General features: G+C 68.3%; 18 protein-coding genes. 9 read left to right on the top strand and 9 right to left on the bottom strand.

What is annotated here, in order from left to right; translation table 11 throughout:
• Positions 1-2: 2 nt before the first annotated feature.
• Positions 3-803, bottom strand: coding sequence for a PHP domain-containing protein (locus LPA46_RS07080; RefSeq protein ID WP_230891951.1), 801 nt, complete (start codon positions 801-803; stop codon positions 3-5).
• A 136-nt stretch (positions 804-939) separates the two neighbouring features.
• Here LPA46_RS07080 and LPA46_RS07075 point away from each other — a divergent pair, with 136 nt between their 5' ends.
• Both LPA46_RS07075 and LPA46_RS07070 read left to right on the top strand, forming a co-directional pair.
• On the top strand, positions 940-1,224 hold the full coding sequence (locus LPA46_RS07075; RefSeq protein ID WP_230889788.1) for a DUF5789 family protein: 285 nt from the start codon (positions 940-942) through the stop codon (positions 1,222-1,224).
• A 64-nt stretch (positions 1,225-1,288) separates the two neighbouring features.
• Positions 1,289-1,462 carry a DUF5786 family protein gene (locus tag LPA46_RS07070; protein ID WP_169793419.1) on the top strand — a complete coding sequence of 58 codons (174 nt, stop codon included), beginning with the start codon at positions 1,289-1,291 and terminating at the stop codon, positions 1,460-1,462.
• On the opposite strand, the gene LPA46_RS07065 is transcribed toward LPA46_RS07070, so the two are convergent.
• Together LPA46_RS07065 and LPA46_RS07060 are read right to left on the bottom strand one after the other, a co-directional pair.
• Positions 1,459-2,175, bottom strand: a complete 717-nt coding sequence (locus LPA46_RS07065; protein ID WP_230891950.1) for a DUF7530 family protein — start codon at positions 2,173-2,175, stop codon at positions 1,459-1,461. The genes LPA46_RS07070 and LPA46_RS07065 overlap by 4 nt on opposite strands.
• Positions 2,168-3,070 (bottom strand): NAD(P)H-binding protein, encoded by a 903-nt coding sequence (locus LPA46_RS07060; protein WP_230891949.1) that lies wholly within the window; start codon positions 3,068-3,070, stop codon positions 2,168-2,170. The genes LPA46_RS07065 and LPA46_RS07060 overlap by 8 nt, the downstream gene beginning before the upstream one ends.
• An 82-nt stretch (positions 3,071-3,152) precedes the next feature.
• Here LPA46_RS07060 and LPA46_RS07055 point away from each other — a divergent pair, with 82 nt between their 5' ends.
• Positions 3,153-3,356 (top strand): DUF7561 family protein, encoded by a 204-nt coding sequence (locus tag LPA46_RS07055; RefSeq protein ID WP_230891948.1) that lies wholly within the window; start codon positions 3,153-3,155, stop codon positions 3,354-3,356.
• A 31-nt stretch (positions 3,357-3,387) separates the two neighbouring features.
• A complete protein-coding gene (locus LPA46_RS07050; protein ID WP_230891947.1) occupies positions 3,388-5,196 on the top strand; it encodes a helicase C-terminal domain-containing protein in 1,809 nt (602 codons plus the stop codon).
• A 122-nt stretch (positions 5,197-5,318) separates the two neighbouring features.
• On the opposite strand, the gene LPA46_RS07045 is transcribed toward LPA46_RS07050, so the two are convergent.
• Positions 5,319-6,359 carry a class I SAM-dependent methyltransferase gene (locus LPA46_RS07045; protein ID WP_230891946.1) on the bottom strand — a complete coding sequence of 347 codons (1,041 nt, stop codon included), beginning with the start codon at positions 6,357-6,359 and terminating at the stop codon, positions 5,319-5,321.
• Positions 6,359-7,456: a 60S ribosomal export protein NMD3 gene (locus tag LPA46_RS07040; protein WP_230889794.1), complete on the bottom strand. Its 1,098-nt coding sequence runs from the start codon at positions 7,454-7,456 to the stop codon at positions 6,359-6,361. The genes LPA46_RS07045 and LPA46_RS07040 overlap by 1 nt, the downstream gene beginning before the upstream one ends.
• Positions 7,457-7,597: 141 nt before the next feature.
• On the opposite strand from LPA46_RS07040, the gene radA reads away from it, so the two are divergent.
• The 3 genes from radA to LPA46_RS07025 all read left to right on the top strand — a co-directional run bounded on the left by radA (position 7,598) and on the right by LPA46_RS07025 (position 12,020).
• Entirely contained in the window at positions 7,598-8,629 is a 1,032-nt protein-coding gene (gene radA, locus LPA46_RS07035) for a DNA repair and recombination protein RadA (RefSeq protein ID WP_230889795.1), read from the top strand.
• A gap of 178 nt (positions 8,630-8,807) precedes the next feature.
• Positions 8,808-10,808, top strand: a complete 2,001-nt coding sequence (locus LPA46_RS07030; protein WP_230891945.1) for an endonuclease MutS2 — start codon at positions 8,808-8,810, stop codon at positions 10,806-10,808.
• 87 nt (positions 10,809-10,895) lie between these two features.
• Complete coding sequence (locus LPA46_RS07025; protein ID WP_230891944.1) at positions 10,896-12,020, top strand: ORC1-type DNA replication protein; 1,125 nt, start codon at positions 10,896-10,898, stop codon at positions 12,018-12,020.
• A 214-nt stretch (positions 12,021-12,234) separates the two neighbouring features.
• Here the strand turns inward: LPA46_RS07025 and LPA46_RS18805 are convergent, their stop codons facing one another.
• Positions 12,235-12,357, bottom strand: coding sequence for a hypothetical protein (locus LPA46_RS18805; RefSeq protein WP_269070031.1), 123 nt, complete (start codon positions 12,355-12,357; stop codon positions 12,235-12,237).
• A 51-nt stretch (positions 12,358-12,408) separates the two neighbouring features.
• Positions 12,409-13,017, bottom strand: a complete 609-nt coding sequence (locus tag LPA46_RS07020; RefSeq protein ID WP_230889798.1) for a protein sorting system archaetidylserine decarboxylase — start codon at positions 13,015-13,017, stop codon at positions 12,409-12,411.
• 99 nt (positions 13,018-13,116) lie between these two features.
• On the opposite strand from LPA46_RS07020, the gene priL reads away from it, so the two are divergent.
• Positions 13,117-14,211 carry a DNA primase regulatory subunit PriL gene (priL, locus tag LPA46_RS07015; protein ID WP_230889799.1) on the top strand — a complete coding sequence of 365 codons (1,095 nt, stop codon included), beginning with the start codon at positions 13,117-13,119 and terminating at the stop codon, positions 14,209-14,211.
• Here the strand turns inward: priL and LPA46_RS07010 are convergent, their stop codons facing one another.
• Entirely contained in the window at positions 14,212-14,412 is a 201-nt protein-coding gene (locus tag LPA46_RS07010) for a DUF7472 family protein (protein WP_230889800.1), read from the bottom strand.
• A 177-nt stretch (positions 14,413-14,589) separates the two neighbouring features.
• On the opposite strand from LPA46_RS07010, the gene LPA46_RS07005 reads away from it, so the two are divergent.
• Complete coding sequence (locus tag LPA46_RS07005; protein ID WP_230889801.1) at positions 14,590-15,192, top strand: SWIM zinc finger family protein; 603 nt, start codon at positions 14,590-14,592, stop codon at positions 15,190-15,192.
• Here the strand turns inward: LPA46_RS07005 and hjc are convergent.
• Positions 15,189-15,683 (bottom strand): Holliday junction resolvase Hjc, encoded by a 495-nt coding sequence (gene hjc, locus LPA46_RS07000; RefSeq protein WP_230889802.1) that lies wholly within the window; start codon positions 15,681-15,683, stop codon positions 15,189-15,191. The genes LPA46_RS07005 and hjc overlap by 4 nt on opposite strands.
• Positions 15,684-15,731 lie beyond the last annotated feature (48 nt).

Below are 15,731 nucleotides of genomic sequence, written 5' to 3'. Positions count from 1 at the left end.
CCTCAGAGCCGCGCGCGAAAGTCGGCGTAGGCGGCCTCGTCGAGGCCCGTCTTCCCGACTTCGCGGCCGTGGGCGTCGCTGCCGCCCGCGGGGAGGAGGTCGTACTCGTCGATGGCGGCCTCCACGAACGCGCGGCCGTCGTCCTCGGGAGCCTCGCCGACGGGTCGGTTGTAGGGGTAGTGGAGTTCGACGGCGTCGAGCGCGTCGCAGCGAGCGAGCGCGGCCTCGGGGTCGGGGTACCGGAGCGGGTGTGCGAGGCCGACGACGCCACAGGCCTCGGTGAGGAGTTCGACGCCCGTCTCGAAGTCCGGGACGTCGCGGGCGACGAAACACGGGCCGTCGTTGCCGATGAGGTCCGCGAAGACCGCGTCTGGTGTGTCGTAGGCGGTGTCGGGGTGGGCGACGACGCTACGGGCGATGTGCGGACGGCCCAGTCCCTCGCGGGGTTCGACGTCGAGGGAGACGCCGAGTTCGGCTTCGACGTTCTCGATGATGGCGCGGCCGCGTGCGACGCGGTCGCGCTGGATACGGTCGGTCTCGGCGACGAGCGCGTCCGTGGGGGTGACACCGTAGCCGAGCAGGTCGAGGCGCTGGTCGCCGGCCGCGACGCGGAGTTCGATGCCGGCGACGACTTCGACGCCGGCGCGCTCGTCGACGGGTGCGTCGAAGCCGGGGTGGATACGGTCGTGGTCGGTGACCGCGACGGCGCTGACGCCGGCCTCGCTGGCGGCCGCGGGCACCTCGTCGAGCGTGAGCGTGCCGTCGGAGTGCTGCGTGTGGACGTGGAGGTCCGCGTAGACCATACTAGGACGGTGGGACGCCGACACCTAAACGGACTGGTGTGACTCGATCTGACATACAATCGCCCTTAGACAAATTAAATTCTTCATTATCGTTCATGCGCAACGTACTTGTGTATCGTGAAAGTTCGTGATGTTGATGACACTCCGAGAGACCGCCGACGTCCTCGCGTCGCAGAGCTACCCGCTGACCGCCGACGAGCTGGCCGACGCCATCGGGGACCACGAGCTCTCCCACCCCGACGGCAGCGAGAGCCTCGAATCCGTCATCGAGCGCACCGGCGAGACGCGCTTCGAAGACGCCCAGGACGCGACGTTCGCGGTGTACAGCGCCCTCGACGCCGACGCGGTCGGCCGCATCGGGTACAGCGACCGCGACCCGACGCCGATGGGGACCGACGGCCACGGCCAGGTTTCGTTCTAGGCGGACGGACCTGAACGTCCGTTACATTCATAATAACAAACTTCCAACGGTGGTAGTTGTTACCATGTCTATGGGTGCCTATGACGAAGCCGAACACGAGCGCCGCGAAGCGAAGACCAACAACGTCGAGGTCGCCGACGACGATACCCGGACGACCTACGAAGGCTCCGTGGAGTTCGAGGACGGCGACTCCGCCGAGGACCTCATCGACCAGTTCCAGCAGCTGCAGTCGAACTAGCCGCCCTGTTTTATCGCGAGCAGCGACCCCGTAGCGACGAGTACGACCGCAGCGACGTGGCCCGCTACGGCGACCACCAGCGGCGGGTGCGTCCAGACGAACGGCAGCATCACGGTCTGGAGCGCGCCGAACGCCAGCGTCCGCCGGTCGACCGCGCGCACCACGGCGGCGGTGTCGGCGTCGAAGTCGTAGGCGAGCGACCGCCAGAGCGCGACGACCGCCGCCCACCAGCCCGTACCGATGCGGTAGCAGACGTCCCAGAGCACGAGCAGCGCGAACGCCGCGGGGAGTACGGGCGGCTGCTCGCCGAGTAGCGCGGCGAACAGCGTCGCACCGTCCCGTGGGTCGTAGACGAACAGGTAGGTGAGGAGGGCGACGTACGCGACGACGCCGAGCACGACTTCGATGCTGGACGCGAACAGGAGTCGCCGGTAGCGGACCGGCACGCCGGGGTTCCGAGCGCGTCGGCCGATGTCGAGCATGAACGCGCTCCCCGCCGCGGCGACGACGACGGCGGCGGTCCCGGGGACGACGGTGCCGGGGAGGTCGTAGGCGAACGCGAGCGCGAGCAACACCGCCTCGAAGCCCGCGAACTGGACGAGGACGGCGGTGCGGTCCGAGACGTCGACGCCGGGGATCGCGCCGACGATGCTCTCGTACACCCACGCCTCGCCGTAGACCGCCTGCGTTCGCTCGGGGTCGGCGTCACTCATCGACGGCCTCCCCGTACTCGCGGAGCGCGCGCTTGGCGGCGTCCTCGAACGGCGTCAGTTTGACGGGAATCACGTCCCTGATGCCGTGGTCGGTGACGATTACGGGGTTCTTGAGGCCGTGAATCAGCGGGTGGGCGACGGACTTCGGGACGTCGGTCACGAGGTCCACCCAGTACGTCGAGAGCCGCGGCGAGAGCACGGGAACCGGGAGGACGAGGAGGCGTTTGCCCGCGAGTTCGGCGGTGCGTTCGAGCATCGTCTCGTAGGACAACACCTGCGGCCCGCCAACTTCGTACGTCTCGCCCGCGGTCTCGGGGTGGTCGAGGACGCCCACGAGGTAGGCGACGACGTCGCGGACGGCGATGGGCTGGCAGGGCGTGCGCACCCACTTCGGCGTCACCATCACGGGGAGTTTGTCGACGAGCTGGTAGACGACGTCGAAGCCCGCGCTCCCCGCGCCGACGATGACCGCGGCGCGCAGCGTCGTGAGGTCGAAGGCGGCGTCCGCGAGCACGGCCTCGACTTCGCGCCGCGAGGCGAGGTGCGGGGAGAGGTCGTCGCCGGTCTCCCCGAGGCCGCCGAGATAGACCACCCGGGAGACGCCGGCGGCGTCGGCGGCCGCCGCAAAGTTCCGGGCAGCGCGACGGTCGCGCTCGGCGAAGTCGCCGCCCGACCCCATCGAGTGCACGAGGTAGTAGGCGGCGTCGACGCCGTCGAAGACGCCCGCGAGTGAGTCGGCGTCGAGCAGGTCGCCGGCGACGATGTCGACGCCCTCCGGGGCGTCGTAGCGCTCGGGGTCGCGGACGAGCGCCCGGACGTCGTGACCGGCGGCGACGAGTTCGGGGACGAGGTGCCCGCCGACGAAGCCGGTGGCACCCGTGACGAGCACGCGCATACCGGCACGTGGGCCCGCGGCCGCTTAACTGTCGAGGACGGTCCAGCCGAAAGGGTTTGCCCGCCGAGCCCGAACGGTGGGTATGAGCGAGCGCTGCGAGGGCTGTGGCGACAGCGTCCGGGTCGCCGGCGGCATCGGCGACATCTGGACGATGGACCCCACTGGAACTGGTGGGATGACCCTCGAATTTACCGACGATTCGGAATTCTTCCTCTGTTTCGACTGCATCGACACGCTCCCCGACGAACCGGGTGCGGGCGACGTGGCCGCGCTCGGCGAGCAGTGAGGTTATCCGAGCGGCCCGCCTGCTTCCGACAGTGAATCCCGAGCGCATCGTGGGGGAGTTCCCCGCCCCTGAGTTCCGCGGCGCCCAGCAGCAGGCGCTACGGGACGTCCGCGACGCGTTCGACGCGGGCAACGACGTGGTGCTGGTGCGCGCGCCCACCGGCAGCGGGAAGAGCCTCATCGCGCGCGCCATCATGGGCTGCGCGCGCCGCGTCGAGGACGCCGACCCCGTCGACCCGACGGGCGCGTACTACACGACGCCGCAGGTCTCTCAACTGGACGACGTCGCCGAGGACGACCTGCTCGACGACCTCAAACTCATCCGCGGGAAGTCCAACTACACCTGTATTCTGCCGGGCGAGGAGGACACGCCGGTCGACCGCGCGCCCTGTGCCCGCGAGCGCGGCTACGACTGCGCGGTCAAACACCGCTGCCCGTACTTCTCGGACCGCGCCATCGCCTCCTCCCGGGAGTACGCCGCGATGACGCTGGCGTACTTCATGCGCACCGCCGGCAGCGAGGTGTTCCGCAAGCGCGACGTCTGCGTCATCGACGAGGCGCACGGGCTCGCGGAGTGGGCGGAGATGTACGCGACCATCGACCTGAACGAGCACACGGTCCCCGTCTGGACGGACGTGCGCATGCCGGACGTGGACGGCGACCCGGACGCCGCGGTGAATTTCGCCGAACACCTCGTGCGGACCTGCGAGAGCGCGAAAGACGAACTGCTCGGGCAGGACGAACTCACGCCCGAGGAGGCAGGGAAACGCGACCGCCTTCAGGAACTCATCTCGGAGTTGAACTGGTTCGTGGAGGACTACAAGGACCCCGAATCCGCCACGACGTGGGTGGTCGACGCTGACGAGAGTGCGGTGACGGTGAAGCCGATGGACCCCGAGCGCTACCTCAAGCACACCGTCTGGGACCGCGCGAACAGATTCGCGCTGCTGTCGGCGACGATTCTGAACAAGGAGGCGTTCTGCCGGAGCGTCGGACTCGACCCGTCGAACGTCGCGCTCGTCGACGTCGAACACACGTTCCCCTTGGAGAATCGCCCGCTGTACGACGTCACGCAGGGGAAGATGACCTACGAGGACCGCGAGCAGACGCTCCCGAAGGTCGCCGAGACAATCGTTCGCGTGATGGCCCGCCACCCCGACGAGAAGGGCATCGTGCACGCTCACTCCTACGACATCGCGGAGAAACTCGCGGGCCACCTCGAGGAGTTCGGGGTCGGTGACCGCGTGCGAACGCACGACTCGGACACCCGGGACGCCGAATTGGAGCGCTGGAAGGCCAGCGACGACCCTGAGGTGTTCGTCGCGGTGAAGATGGAGGAAGCCCTCGACCTGAAGTACGACCTCGGGCGCTGGCAGGTGCTCTGCAAGGCCCCGTTCCTGAACACGAACGACTCCCGGGTGGCTGCACGGCTCGCGGACGGCCAGTGGGCGTGGTACTACCGGACGGCGCTCCAGACCGTGATTCAGGGCTGCGGGCGGGTCGTCCGCGCGCCCGACGACCACGGCGCGACCTACGTCGTGGACTCGAGCATCCTCGACCTCTTCGACCGCGCGCGCACCGACATGCCGCCGTGGTTCCGCGACCAGGTGGACGCGATGACGACACCCGACCTCCCCGAGCCGGACGCGACCGCCGCGCTCGGCGATATTTCGGGCGACGTCGACCAGGTGGAGCCGACCTACACGTCCAGCAGCGGGTCGAGCACGTCGTCGAGCACGACTACAAGCACACAGAGCAGCGCGAGCGACGACCGCAATAGCAGCGGCGACCGGACTTCGCGCTCCGGGAGTCCACTCGCGGACGTCTGGGACGCCGAGTAGCTAGAAGAACGAGAGGCCGTAGACGAGCGAGGAGCCGAGCATCAGGGCCACGAGGAAGATGGCGAGTATCTGGTCCCGCGTCATACCCGACTCGTGGAGGCCGCCTGCCAAAGCCGTACTGGTTACGCGATTCGGGCGTCCAGCACGACGTGTTCGACGCCCGCGCTGTGGGACTTCACGCGCCGCCGCGCTTCGATTTCGACCGAGCGGCCGGCGCGCTCGCAGCCTGCACGGAGCCGTGACTCGGGCCGTTCCCACAGTTCGGCCTCGGGGACGGCGCTGTGGACGTGGAGGACGCCCCCGGAGACGAGGTTGTCGAGCGCGGCGTCGAGGTAGCCCGGGCCACCCTCGCTCGTCTCGACCTCGTCGACGGGGCCGCCGCCGAGCGCGTCGTAGTAGCCCATGACGACGCGGTCGGCTTCGCTGTCGACGTCGCGGCAGTCCCCGAGCACGCAGTCCAGGTTCTCGCTGACGCCGTTGAGTTGGGCGTTCTCGGCGAGGTAGCGGAACGACTCGGGGTTCTTCTCGACGGCGGTGACGCTGGCGCCGGTGCGCGCCATCGGGAGTGCGAAGTAGCCGATGCCAGCGAACATGTCGAGGACACGCTCGCCCTCGCTCGTGATTTGGCCCATGTGAGCGCGCTCGGCCTTGTTCCCCGGCGCGAACATCACGCGCGAGAGGTCGAGGGCGTACTTCGTGCCGTGCTCGGTGTGGACGGTCTCGGTGTCCCCTTCGCCCGCGACGACGGAGACGTCGGGTTCGCGGTGTTCGCCGTCGATACCGCCGCGCGCGAGCACGGTGTCGGCCTCGCTGTGGAGGTCCAGCAGCGCGTCGCCGACCTTCCCGGGGCGCGGGCAGTCGGTGAAGTCGGCGAGAATCACGGTGCCGACGACCGCCCACGACGACGGCGCGCGGTCGCGCTCGGCCTCGCGCCAGCCGCGCTCGCGGAGCAAGTCGTCGAGGCCTGGTGCGCGTAACTCGGGATTCTCCTGTTCGACGACGCGCTCGAAACCGGTCTCGATGGGGCGTTCGGTGACCGGGAGTTCGACGTGCTCGGCGTCGTGCTCGCGGACTTTCCGCGCGTCGTCGTAGACCCCCTCGGCTTCGAGGTCGGCGATTCGGGCTTCAGAATCCAGTTTCGGGACGACGACGGCGAGGTCCATCAGGCCTCGGGGAGGACGTGGAGGCCAGCGCGGGACTTGAACGCCGGGACGGTGCTGGCGTCGTCGTCCACGTAGTCCGGGCGCGGGACGGTCTTGGACTCGTAGGTCTCGGGGTCGAGAATCTGGACGGCGTTGTCGTCCTCGACGGTGACGACGGTGGCGTCCGTGGCGTCGTCTATCGAGCCGAGTTTCCGGGCGTCGGGCGCGTCACCGTCCTCGTAACTCGCCTCATAGGGCTCGCCCGTGGTGACGCGGACGCCCTTGAGGTTTCCGTGGACCGAGCGCACGAGCACTGGGCCGCCGTCGTCGTCCGCGAGGCTGATGACGTCGCCGGGCGTGAATTCGGGGAGCCGGATGGCGTAGGTCACGCGGTAGACCTCGTTGCCGTCCTCGTCCTCCGTGACGAGTTTCTCGTGGTCCTCGAAGCTCCCGCCGAACTCCTCGATGACCTTGCGCGCGAGTTTCAGCCCGATTTTGTTCGTCGAGAGTTTGAGGTCGATGCCGGATTCGGCCTCCGAGACCTCCGTGACGAAGGCGTTCCGGTCGCCGGTGGCCTCCATGTCGGCGACGATTTGGTTGGCGAGTTCGGTCGCGCGGTCGGTCTCCTCGGTGGTCGGGTCGCGGCCGACGGCCCGCACCTGCACGATGGACGCGAACGAGTCGCCCGCGATGCGGCCACACCGCTTGCACGTCTGGCGGCTGACCTTCACCGGGACGACGACCTCCTCGGTCTGGACCTCGTCCCGGACGACGCCCGTGAACAGGCAGTGCATCCGAATCGTGTTCTGGTCGACCTGCTCGGGGCGGACCTCCCAGTCGACGTCCTCGGCCTCGACGTGGACCGCCAGCGCCTCGCTGGTCTCCTCGATGGCGACGTCGGTGTAGTCGTCGGCGTCGACGTCAACCCAGCGGTTCCCGCGGTGGACCGCGCCGCAGCGCGCGCACACCATCACTTCGATGCGCTCGGGCGCGTCCACGAATTCGAAGTCCTCAAAGTAGCAGGCGTCACACAGCGAGCGCTCGCGGCGGGTGACGCCGTCGCCGTCGGCGTCGATGGCGTCGCCGCAGCGGGGGCAGAACGTGCCTGCGTCAGTCATACACCGAGGTAGGCCGCGCTGCCTGTTAAGTTGCCCGTCGCAGGCTCACCGGACAGCGGGCGGGCACTCGCACGCGCCAGTTTCACTTTCAATCCGGTGTATACGAGGCTTTATGATGCGGTGGGGACAACGACTGTGTACATGCCCGAAGCAGACCTCGAGGAACTCCCCGGTGTCGGCCCCGCGACCGCGGAGAAACTCCGAGAGAACGGATTCGAGTCGTTCCAGAGCATCGCCGTCGCGTCCGCCGGCGAGCTCTCCAACACCGCAGACATCGGCGACAGCACCGCCGCAGACGTCATTCAGGGCGCCCGCGAGGCCGCCGACGTCGGCGGGTTCGAGACCGGTGCGACCGTGCTCGAACGCCGCGAACAGATTGGCAAGCTCACCTGGAACGTCCCCGAAATCGACGAGATGCTCGGCGGCGGCATCGAGACGCAGTCCATCTCGGAAGTGTACGGCGAGTTCGGTGCCGGCAAGTCCCAGGTCACCCACCAGCTCTCGGTGAACGTCCAACTCCCCCAGGAGCAGGGCGGGCTGCGCGGCCGCGCCATCTTCATCGACTCCGAGGACACGTTCCGCCCCGAACGCATCGACGACATGGTGCGCGGGCTCAGCGACGAGAAGATTCAGGCCGCGATGGACGACCGTGACATCGACGGCACCCCCGACGACGAGGAAGCGATGGAGGCGCTCGTCGAGGAAATCCTCGACAAAATCCACGTCGCGAAAGGGTTCAACTCCAACCACCAGATGCTGCTCGCGGAGAAGGCTCAGGAGATCGCCTCCGAGTACGAGGACGACGAGTACCCCGTCCGCCTGCTCTGCGTGGACTCCCTGACCGCGCACTTCCGCGCGGAGTACGTCGGTCGTGGCGAACTCGCGGACCGCCAGCAGAAACTCAACAAACACCTCCACGACCTCGACAAGGTCGGCAACCTCTACAACGCCGCCGTCGTCGTCACCAACCAAGTGCAGTCCAACCCGGACTCCTTCTTCGGTGACCCCACGAAGCCCATCGGTGGAAACATCCTCGGCCACAAGTCCACGTTCCGGATGTACCTCCGCAAGTCCAAGAACGACAAGCGCATCGTCAAGCTCGTCGACGCGCCCAACCTCGCCGACGGCGAAGCCGTCATGCGCGTCCAGGACGGCGGCATCAAGCCGGAATAGTACCTTTTGCTACGCTCGCGGCCTTCGGCCGCTCGCTGGCAAAAGCTACGCTAAAAGCATTCCTCGCTCCCGTTGGTCGCTCGTCGACCTCGCGGATGCTAGTCTATAGTGACTGTTCAGACAGCGACCGCCGCTCCGCGTAAGACCTTATTACGTGTGAATCACGTACCCCACGGCGATGGAGTTAGAGGCGATTCCCGGCGTGGGGGCGAAGACCGCGGAGTCGCTGCGGTCCCTCGACGACCCTGAAGACGCACTACAGCGTGGGGACGTAGCGGCGGTCGCTCGCGCGCCCGGCGTCACCGACGGGCGGGCCGCGCGCATCGTCCGCGGCGCGATTCGCACGCGCCACGACGACCCCGGCGGGTTCCTGGCGACGGACCGCGCCAGCGAGGTGTACGAGCGCGTGCTCGCGCTGCTGCAGGAGCGCGCGGTCACCGACTACGCGAGCCAGCGGCTGCGCACGTTCTACCCGAGCGCCACCGAGTCCCGCATCGCGGAGGTCAACGACTTCGCGGCGGACGCGATGGCGCGCGACCCCGACCCAGAGGTGCTGGACGCGCTGGAAGGCGTCGAACCGTTGTCGCGGGCTGACGGGCTCGCAGTTCGGGACCGATGTCTCGCGACGACGGACGCGGAGACGTACAGCGAAGCGCGGGACGCGTTCCCCGAGCTGTCGGTGGAAGTCGTCGAGGACGCGCGTGGGCTCGCGGACCTCGCGCGCGGCTACTCGACGGTCGTGGCGCTCGACGAGGCGTTCGCGGGCGTGGAGGTCGACGGCGACGTGCGCGTCGAACCCGACGCGCTGGAGCGCCCGGAGGAAGTCGTCCCCGAGCGCGTGCTCTCCTTCTTCGCAACGAACCGCGACCGCATCCGCGCCGCGGTCGCCGTCCACGAAGCCGCAGGGCTGGAGACCGACGTCGACCTCGACGAACTGGACGCGGCGCTCGCCCAACTCGACTCGGAGGGGGCGGTCGCGGGCGACGACGAACTCGACCGGCTCTCGACGGCGGTTGACGACCTCGACGCGGCGGTGTCGACCGCAGAGTCCGTGGCGAACGACCAACTCCGGGAAGTCATCCAGGAGCAGGACGTCACCATCGAGGGCTCGGACCTCCTGAGCCTCGTGGAGCGCGGCGCGGGCGTGGACAGCCTGCTCTCGCGGGAACTCGCCGACGAGTACGCCGACGCCGTCGACGCCGCGCGCGCCCACCTCGTGGACGCGCTGGCGTTGCGCGACGGGGAGGCCAGCGTCGCCCGGCAGGCGTTCGGAGACTCGCCGACGTTCCCCGTCGACCACGACCCGGAAGCAGTCTCCCGATTGCGCGAGGAACTGACCGCGGCCCGGGACCGCCGGAGCGCGGAGCGCAAGCGCGAACTCGCGGCGACGCTGGCGGACCTCCGGGAGCCGACGCGTGGACTCGTGGAACGCGCACTGGAATTGGACGTGGAGTTGGCGGTCGCGCGATTCGCCGACGACTTCGACTGCGTGCTCGCCGAGCGCGGCGGCCGCGGGTTCGACATCGAGGGCGGGCGCTCGCCGATTCTGGACGTCGCCTTCGATGCCGTCGAGCCCGTGGACTACGGCGTCGACGGCGTGGCGCTGCTCTCCGGCGTGAACTCCGGCGGGAAGACGAGCACACTCGACCTGGTGGCTGTCGTGGTCGTGCTCGCGCACATGGGGCTCCCGGTGCCCGCGGAGTCCGCCAGAGTGCCCGAAGTCGAGGAACTGCACTACTACGCGAAGTCCCAGGGGACGCTGGACGCGGGCGCGTTCGAGGCGACGCTCCGGGACTTCGCGAGACTCACCGAGGGCGCGGCGCGGAAACTCGTGCTCGTGGACGAACTCGAGTCCATCACCGAGCCGGGCGCCTCCGCAAAAATCGTGGCGGGCATCCTCGAAGAACTCCACGAGGCGGGTGCCTCGGGCGTGTTCGTCTCCCACCTCGCAGGCGAGATTCGCGACCAGTGTGGATTCGACGTGACCGTCGACGGCATCCGCGCCCGGGGACTGGAGGACGGCGAACTGGTCGTCGAGCGCTCTCCGGTCAAGGACCACCTCGCGCGCTCGACGCCCGAACTCATCGTGGAGAAGTTGGCCACGCAGGGCGACGGAACAGCAGGCGGCGACGGCGCGTCCGCGGGGTCGTTCTACGACCGGCTGCTCGGGAAGTTCTGACCCGAATCCACTGAGTCGCCGGCTCTCGGCGCCGAATGCCGATTCTGTGGCGAAGGGTTAAGTGGGTTCGCGAGCGTGGTGAAAGTGATGAGCGACGACCCCGAAGAGGGGATGCTGGGCTGGGACGAGTCCGTGTTCCGGGACGAGCACGTCTTCGAAATCGACTACGTCCCGGAGGTCTTCCAGCACCGCGAGTCCCAACTCCAGACGCTGCAGTACGCGCTCCGCCCCGCCGTCCGGGGTAACCGCCCGCTGAACGTGATGGTTCGAGGACCGCCCGGCACGGGGAAGACGACGGCGGTCCAGAAGTTGTTCGGCGAACTCGGCGGTCAGCACGGCGTCCGCACGGTGCGCGTGAATTGCCAGGTCGACTCCACGCGGTACGCGGTGTTCTCCCGTATTTTCGAGGAGATTTTCGACTACGAGCCGCCCTCCTCCGGGATTTCGTTCAAGAAACTGTTCGGCCAGGTCGCCGAGCGTATCGCCGACGACGAGGAGGTGCTGGTGGTGGCGCTCGACGACGTGAATTACCTCTTCTACGAGGACGAGGCCTCCGACACGCTGTACTCGCTGCTGCGCGCCCACGAGACGCACTCCGGCGCGAAAGTCGGCGTCATCTTGGTGTCCTCAGACCTCGACCTGGACGTCATCGAGAACCTCGACGGCCGCGTACAGTCGGTGTTCCGGCCGGAGGAGGCGTACTTCCCGTCGTACGACCGCAACGAAATCACGGACATCCTCCGCGACCGCGTCGACGTCGGCTTCCGCGACGACGCGGTGCCGACGACGGTTCTGGACCGCGTCGCAGAACTCACGGACGAGGCCGGCGACCTCCGCGTCGGCATCGACTTGCTGCGGCGCGCGGGCCTCCACGCCGAGTCCCGTGCGAGCACCACCGTCGAGCCGGAGGACGTGGACGCGGTCTCCGAGGAAGCGAAGAACATCCACCTCTCGCGGAGCCTGCGCGCGCTCTCCGACACCGAGCGCGCGCTCGTGGAGACGGTCGCGGACTGCGACGGCGAACAAGCCGGCGACGTCTACGACGCCTTCAACGACCGCACCGACCTCGGCTACACGCGGTACACGGAAATCGTGAACAAGCTCGACAAGCTCGGACTCATCGACGCGGAGTACGAGCAACTCGACGGCCGCGGCCGCTCGCGGACGCTCCGGCTCACGCACGACCCCGAAGCCGTGAAAGAGCAGCTCTAGCAGGCACTTTTTTGCGCTTCGGGGGTGCGCCTCCGGCGTCCTCCCTGGCAAAACTTGCGGAAAAAGCACTCCTCCTTCGGTCCGTTCCGTCCCTCAGTCGTCGGCCCGCGCTCACTGCATTCGCGCGGTGAACCGCTCGCCTCGGGTCTTTCAGACCGCTCGGCTCGCGGATGCTAGCTCGATTCTCCCACTCGGCGGCACGCTCAGCAGCGGGTCACGGCGTCAGCGTCAGGTAGGTCGCGACGAGTGCGACGCCGAGCGCCGCGAGGAACAGCAGGTAGCCGATGAGTGTCGTTAGCCCCGTTCCGCCGCCCATGGACGACTTGCTCATGGACATACCGCAGAGTTGTCGCGTAGCCGTCAAAATAGTGGTGGCGTCCGCTCTGCCCTACTCGCGGTCCGGCGACCGGCGCGCCACCACCGTTTCGCCTGCGCTGACCTTCTCGCCCTTCTCGACGAGGAGGTCGTCGCGGTCGTACTCCTGCGGGAGAATCACGTCCGCGCGGCTGCCGAAGGAGATGTGGCTGATGCGGTCGCCGCGCGTGAGTTCGTCGCCGACTTCGACGTAGGTGTGGATGCGGCGGGCGAACGCGCCCGCGATGAGGATTACTTCGTAGTCGTCGCACGTGACGCGGACGCGCTCGTTGTGTTCCGATTCCTTGTCGAAGGCGGGGCGGTGGCCGCCCGCGCGGTGGTCGACGGCGTCGACCGTGCCGGAAAGCGGCGCGCGGTTCACGTGCACGTCGTGGACGTTCATGAACACGCCCACGCGGAGGCGGCCGTCCTCGGTCTCGCGAATCACCGACACCTTACCGTCCGCCGGCGTGACAGCGCCCTGGCCGTCGGGCGTGCGTTCGGGGTCGCGGTGGAACCACGCGACGAACCCCGAGAGCGCGAGCGCTGCGACGCCCCACAGCGACGACACGAACAACAGCGCCGCGCCGACGGCCGCCGCCGGCAGGGCGTACGTCCACTTCCACGGGCCACGCGCGAACATACCCGTCCTTGGCCGTCCGCCACCGATAGCCCTTCGGTCGCTGCTGGGGCAGGTCCGAGCCGGGGTGTTTATCGGCGTCCGCTCGCAAGAAAGGAGTCGATGAACGCGCGCCACGCTCGCTACCCGTTCCTCGGCGAATCCCGGCAGGCGGTCCAGGAGGCCGGGGTGGACCTCGCGGCGGTCGTCGCCGAGGACGATGCGGTCGTCGAGCGCGCCCGCGAACGCGTCGTCGGCTCGCTCACGAACGGCGAGGTCGGCGAGCGCGCGCGCTCGGACCGCGTGGAGCTGCTCTCCTACCCCGTGGCGCGCGTGCTCGTCTCCGTCGTGGACGAACACGTGCTCGTGCGGAAGTACGCTGACGCCGAAGCCAACGCCGCCTACGAGCGCTTTACCGCTGACGAGACCGACGACTCCGAATTCAAGAGCGTCGGCGACGACGCCAGTCTCTCCCGGAAGGACCTCCTCCGGGAGTTCGACCTGACGAACCATGTCCACGCCACGCAGGACGGCTACGATGTGGACGTGCCGACGTACCTCCTGCTGTCGTCGTCGCTGCGCCCGGACAAGTGGCGGCTCGTCAACCGCGCGCTCGACGACGGCCGCGTCCCCGTCAGCGAGCCCGAATTGGACACACTCCTCCGCGAAGCCGTCCGGGACCGGGTCGCCGAGGGCCTGCCGCTGAACGTCCCTGACGAGGTCGCCGACGCACTCGAAGGCCCGGAGGCCGCCGTCCGGGACGTGCTCTCGGAGATGGACCTCACGCGCGAAATCGACACCGTCGTCCCGGAACTGTTCCCGCCGTGCATGCAGCACCTCCTCGACCAGGTGCAGCGCGGCGAACACCTCCCGCACCACAGCCGCTTCGCCATCACCACGTTCCTCGCCAACATCGGACTAACGACCGACGAAATCGTCGACATCTACAAAGTGAACCCGGGGTTCGGCGAGGAGATGACCCGCTATCAGACCGACCACATCCGCGGGGAGTCCAGCCCCACCGAGTACACGGCGCCGTCGTGCGCGACGATGAAGGCGTACGGAGACTGCACGAACCCAGACGACCTCTGTGACGCCATCAATCACCCACTGTCGTACTACGAGGCGAAACTCGACGACGAGGACGACGACGACCTAGAGGACTGGCGCGAGCGCGAGAACGAGGACGCGGAAGCGGATGCGGACGCCGAAGCCTGACTACTCCTGCTTGCCGGAGAGCCAGTAGCCGACGCCGGCCATCACGAGAATGAAGACGACCACGGCAGTGACGACGCCGTAGGCGCCCGTCTCCCCGAACCCCTCGCTCATCGTGCCGGCGGCCACGAGGATGGCGATGAAGACGAGAGTAGACAGGATGGCGATACCCGCTTCGAGGCGGGCGTCGGGCCCTTCAGACATACTGCGAGATTTCGTCGGCCCGGGCAAAAGCGCTTCGAAGCCGTCACGCCGGCCGCGACTCGTGGCGGACAGCCCTGTCGACGGCCGGTGATTCGTCGTCCGAACTAATAGGGCTCGGAGTCGTATATCAACCCCGATTTTGCGGGGTTTAGGCGTCTCCAGCGCCTACACTGTGGTATGGCTCCCGCCACGAAGTCCCGACAGCCGCCCAACGACCGGAGCCGCCGCGCCCGCCGCGAGGAACTGCGCGTGACCGCGCTCGGCGACGGTACCTATGCAGTCGAATCTCCGTCCGGCAACGTCTACGACGCCGACCTCGACGCCGGCGAGTGCACGTGTCCCGATCACCAGTTCCGGGGCGTCCGCTGCAAGCACCTGCGCCGCGTCGCCATCGACATTACGCTCGGCGAAGTTCCCGCGCCCGGCGAGCGCGACGCGACGTGTGCAGCCTGCGGCGACGACCTATTCGTCGACCGCGAGGCCGCCGACCCGGTCTACTGCGAGGACTGCACGCTCGAACCCGGTGAGACCGTTGTCGACCGCGAGACCGACAAGCTCGTAGTCGTCGTCGAATCCACGGACGACCGCGCGAGCGACGTCCGCATCCCGGAGTGCGGCTGGTCGGTCGCCGACCACCACTCGAACCGCGACTACGACGCCGACGACCGCGTCGTCGACGTGCTCTACCCGCTGGAACGCAGCGTCTCCCCGGAGGACATCTCGCCGCAGGACCTCCGCCGGTACTCGTTCCCACGCGGCCGCCTCGAACGCCGCGACTAGTCGAGCATCGACGCCGCTTCCTCGGGCGTGAGCACGCCCTGCTCGACGGCGTGCAGCACGTCCTTGATGTCGTTGCCCTCGGCGTCGTCCTCGTCGCTCCCCTGGAGGTCGTCGAACGTCTCGCCGTCCTCGATGGCGGTCTCCTTCTTCACGCGGTAGTTCCCGCCGTCGGTCTGGTAGACGTCCGCGGGGTGGAAGAAGTACCAATCCTCGCGGTCGAAGCGCACGCCGATCTTGGGCTTCGCCCCGAAGTTCTGACTGAAGTAGACGAGCGCTTCGACCTCCTCGCCCGTGAGGTAGATGGGGTCGCCTGCGCTGGACTTGGCTTCGACGGCGTAGAAGACGCTGCCGTCGCCCGCGAGCACGTCCGGGAGTTCGCGCTCCGTCGCCGCGCCGCTGGCGGGTGCCCGCATCACGGCGAACCCGCGCTCGTCGAACGCGTTCACGAGCTCGCGCTCCCGCCTGTTCCCCTTCGCGTTCGAGTTAGACATACTCCGACCCCGTGCCCGCTGTCATACCCGCCGCTACGCAGTCGGGGG

This window comes from Halobacterium sp. KA-6 (assembly GCF_021029015.1).
GTDB lineage: Archaea > Halobacteriota > Halobacteria > Halobacteriales > Halobacteriaceae > Halobacterium.
Note: the sequence above shows the minus strand (reverse complement) of the source record. Positions and strands in the feature narration are given on the sequence as shown.

Bases quoted from the DNA above. Each gene is read 5' to 3' on its own strand.
- radA (WP_230889795.1), top strand. From the start codon at position 7,598: ATGCCCGAAGCAGACCTCGAGGAACTCCCCGGTGTCGGCCCCGCGACC.
- LPA46_RS07070 (WP_169793419.1), top strand. From the start codon at position 1,289: ATGTCTATGGGTGCCTATGACGAAGCCGAACACGAGCGCCGCGAAGCG.
- hjc (WP_230889802.1), bottom strand. From the start codon at position 15,683: ATGTCTAACTCGAACGCGAAGGGGAACAGGCGGGAGCGCGAGCTCGTG.
- LPA46_RS07020 (WP_230889798.1), bottom strand. From the start codon at position 13,017: ATGTTCGCGCGTGGCCCGTGGAAGTGGACGTACGCCCTGCCGGCGGCG.
- LPA46_RS07025 (WP_230891944.1), top strand. From the start codon at position 10,896: ATGAGCGACGACCCCGAAGAGGGGATGCTGGGCTGGGACGAGTCCGTG.
- LPA46_RS07045 (WP_230891946.1), bottom strand. From the start codon at position 6,359: ATGGACCTCGCCGTCGTCGTCCCGAAACTGGATTCTGAAGCCCGAATC.
- LPA46_RS07005 (WP_230889801.1), top strand. From the start codon at position 14,590: ATGGCTCCCGCCACGAAGTCCCGACAGCCGCCCAACGACCGGAGCCGC.
- LPA46_RS07060 (WP_230891949.1), bottom strand. From the start codon at position 3,070: ATGCGCGTGCTCGTCACGGGTGCCACCGGCTTCGTCGGCGGGCACCTC.
- LPA46_RS07010 (WP_230889800.1), bottom strand. From the start codon at position 14,412: ATGTCTGAAGGGCCCGACGCCCGCCTCGAAGCGGGTATCGCCATCCTG.
- LPA46_RS07065 (WP_230891950.1), bottom strand. From the start codon at position 2,175: ATGAGTGACGCCGACCCCGAGCGAACGCAGGCGGTCTACGGCGAGGCG.
- LPA46_RS07075 (WP_230889788.1), top strand. From the start codon at position 940: ATGACACTCCGAGAGACCGCCGACGTCCTCGCGTCGCAGAGCTACCCG.
- LPA46_RS18805 (WP_269070031.1), bottom strand. From the start codon at position 12,357: ATGTCCATGAGCAAGTCGTCCATGGGCGGCGGAACGGGGCTAACGACA.
- LPA46_RS07080 (WP_230891951.1), bottom strand. From the start codon at position 803: ATGGTCTACGCGGACCTCCACGTCCACACGCAGCACTCCGACGGCACG.
- priL (WP_230889799.1), top strand. From the start codon at position 13,117: ATGAACGCGCGCCACGCTCGCTACCCGTTCCTCGGCGAATCCCGGCAG.
- LPA46_RS07030 (WP_230891945.1), top strand. From the start codon at position 8,808: ATGGAGTTAGAGGCGATTCCCGGCGTGGGGGCGAAGACCGCGGAGTCG.
- LPA46_RS07055 (WP_230891948.1), top strand. From the start codon at position 3,153: ATGAGCGAGCGCTGCGAGGGCTGTGGCGACAGCGTCCGGGTCGCCGGC.
- LPA46_RS07040 (WP_230889794.1), bottom strand. From the start codon at position 7,456: ATGACTGACGCAGGCACGTTCTGCCCCCGCTGCGGCGACGCCATCGAC.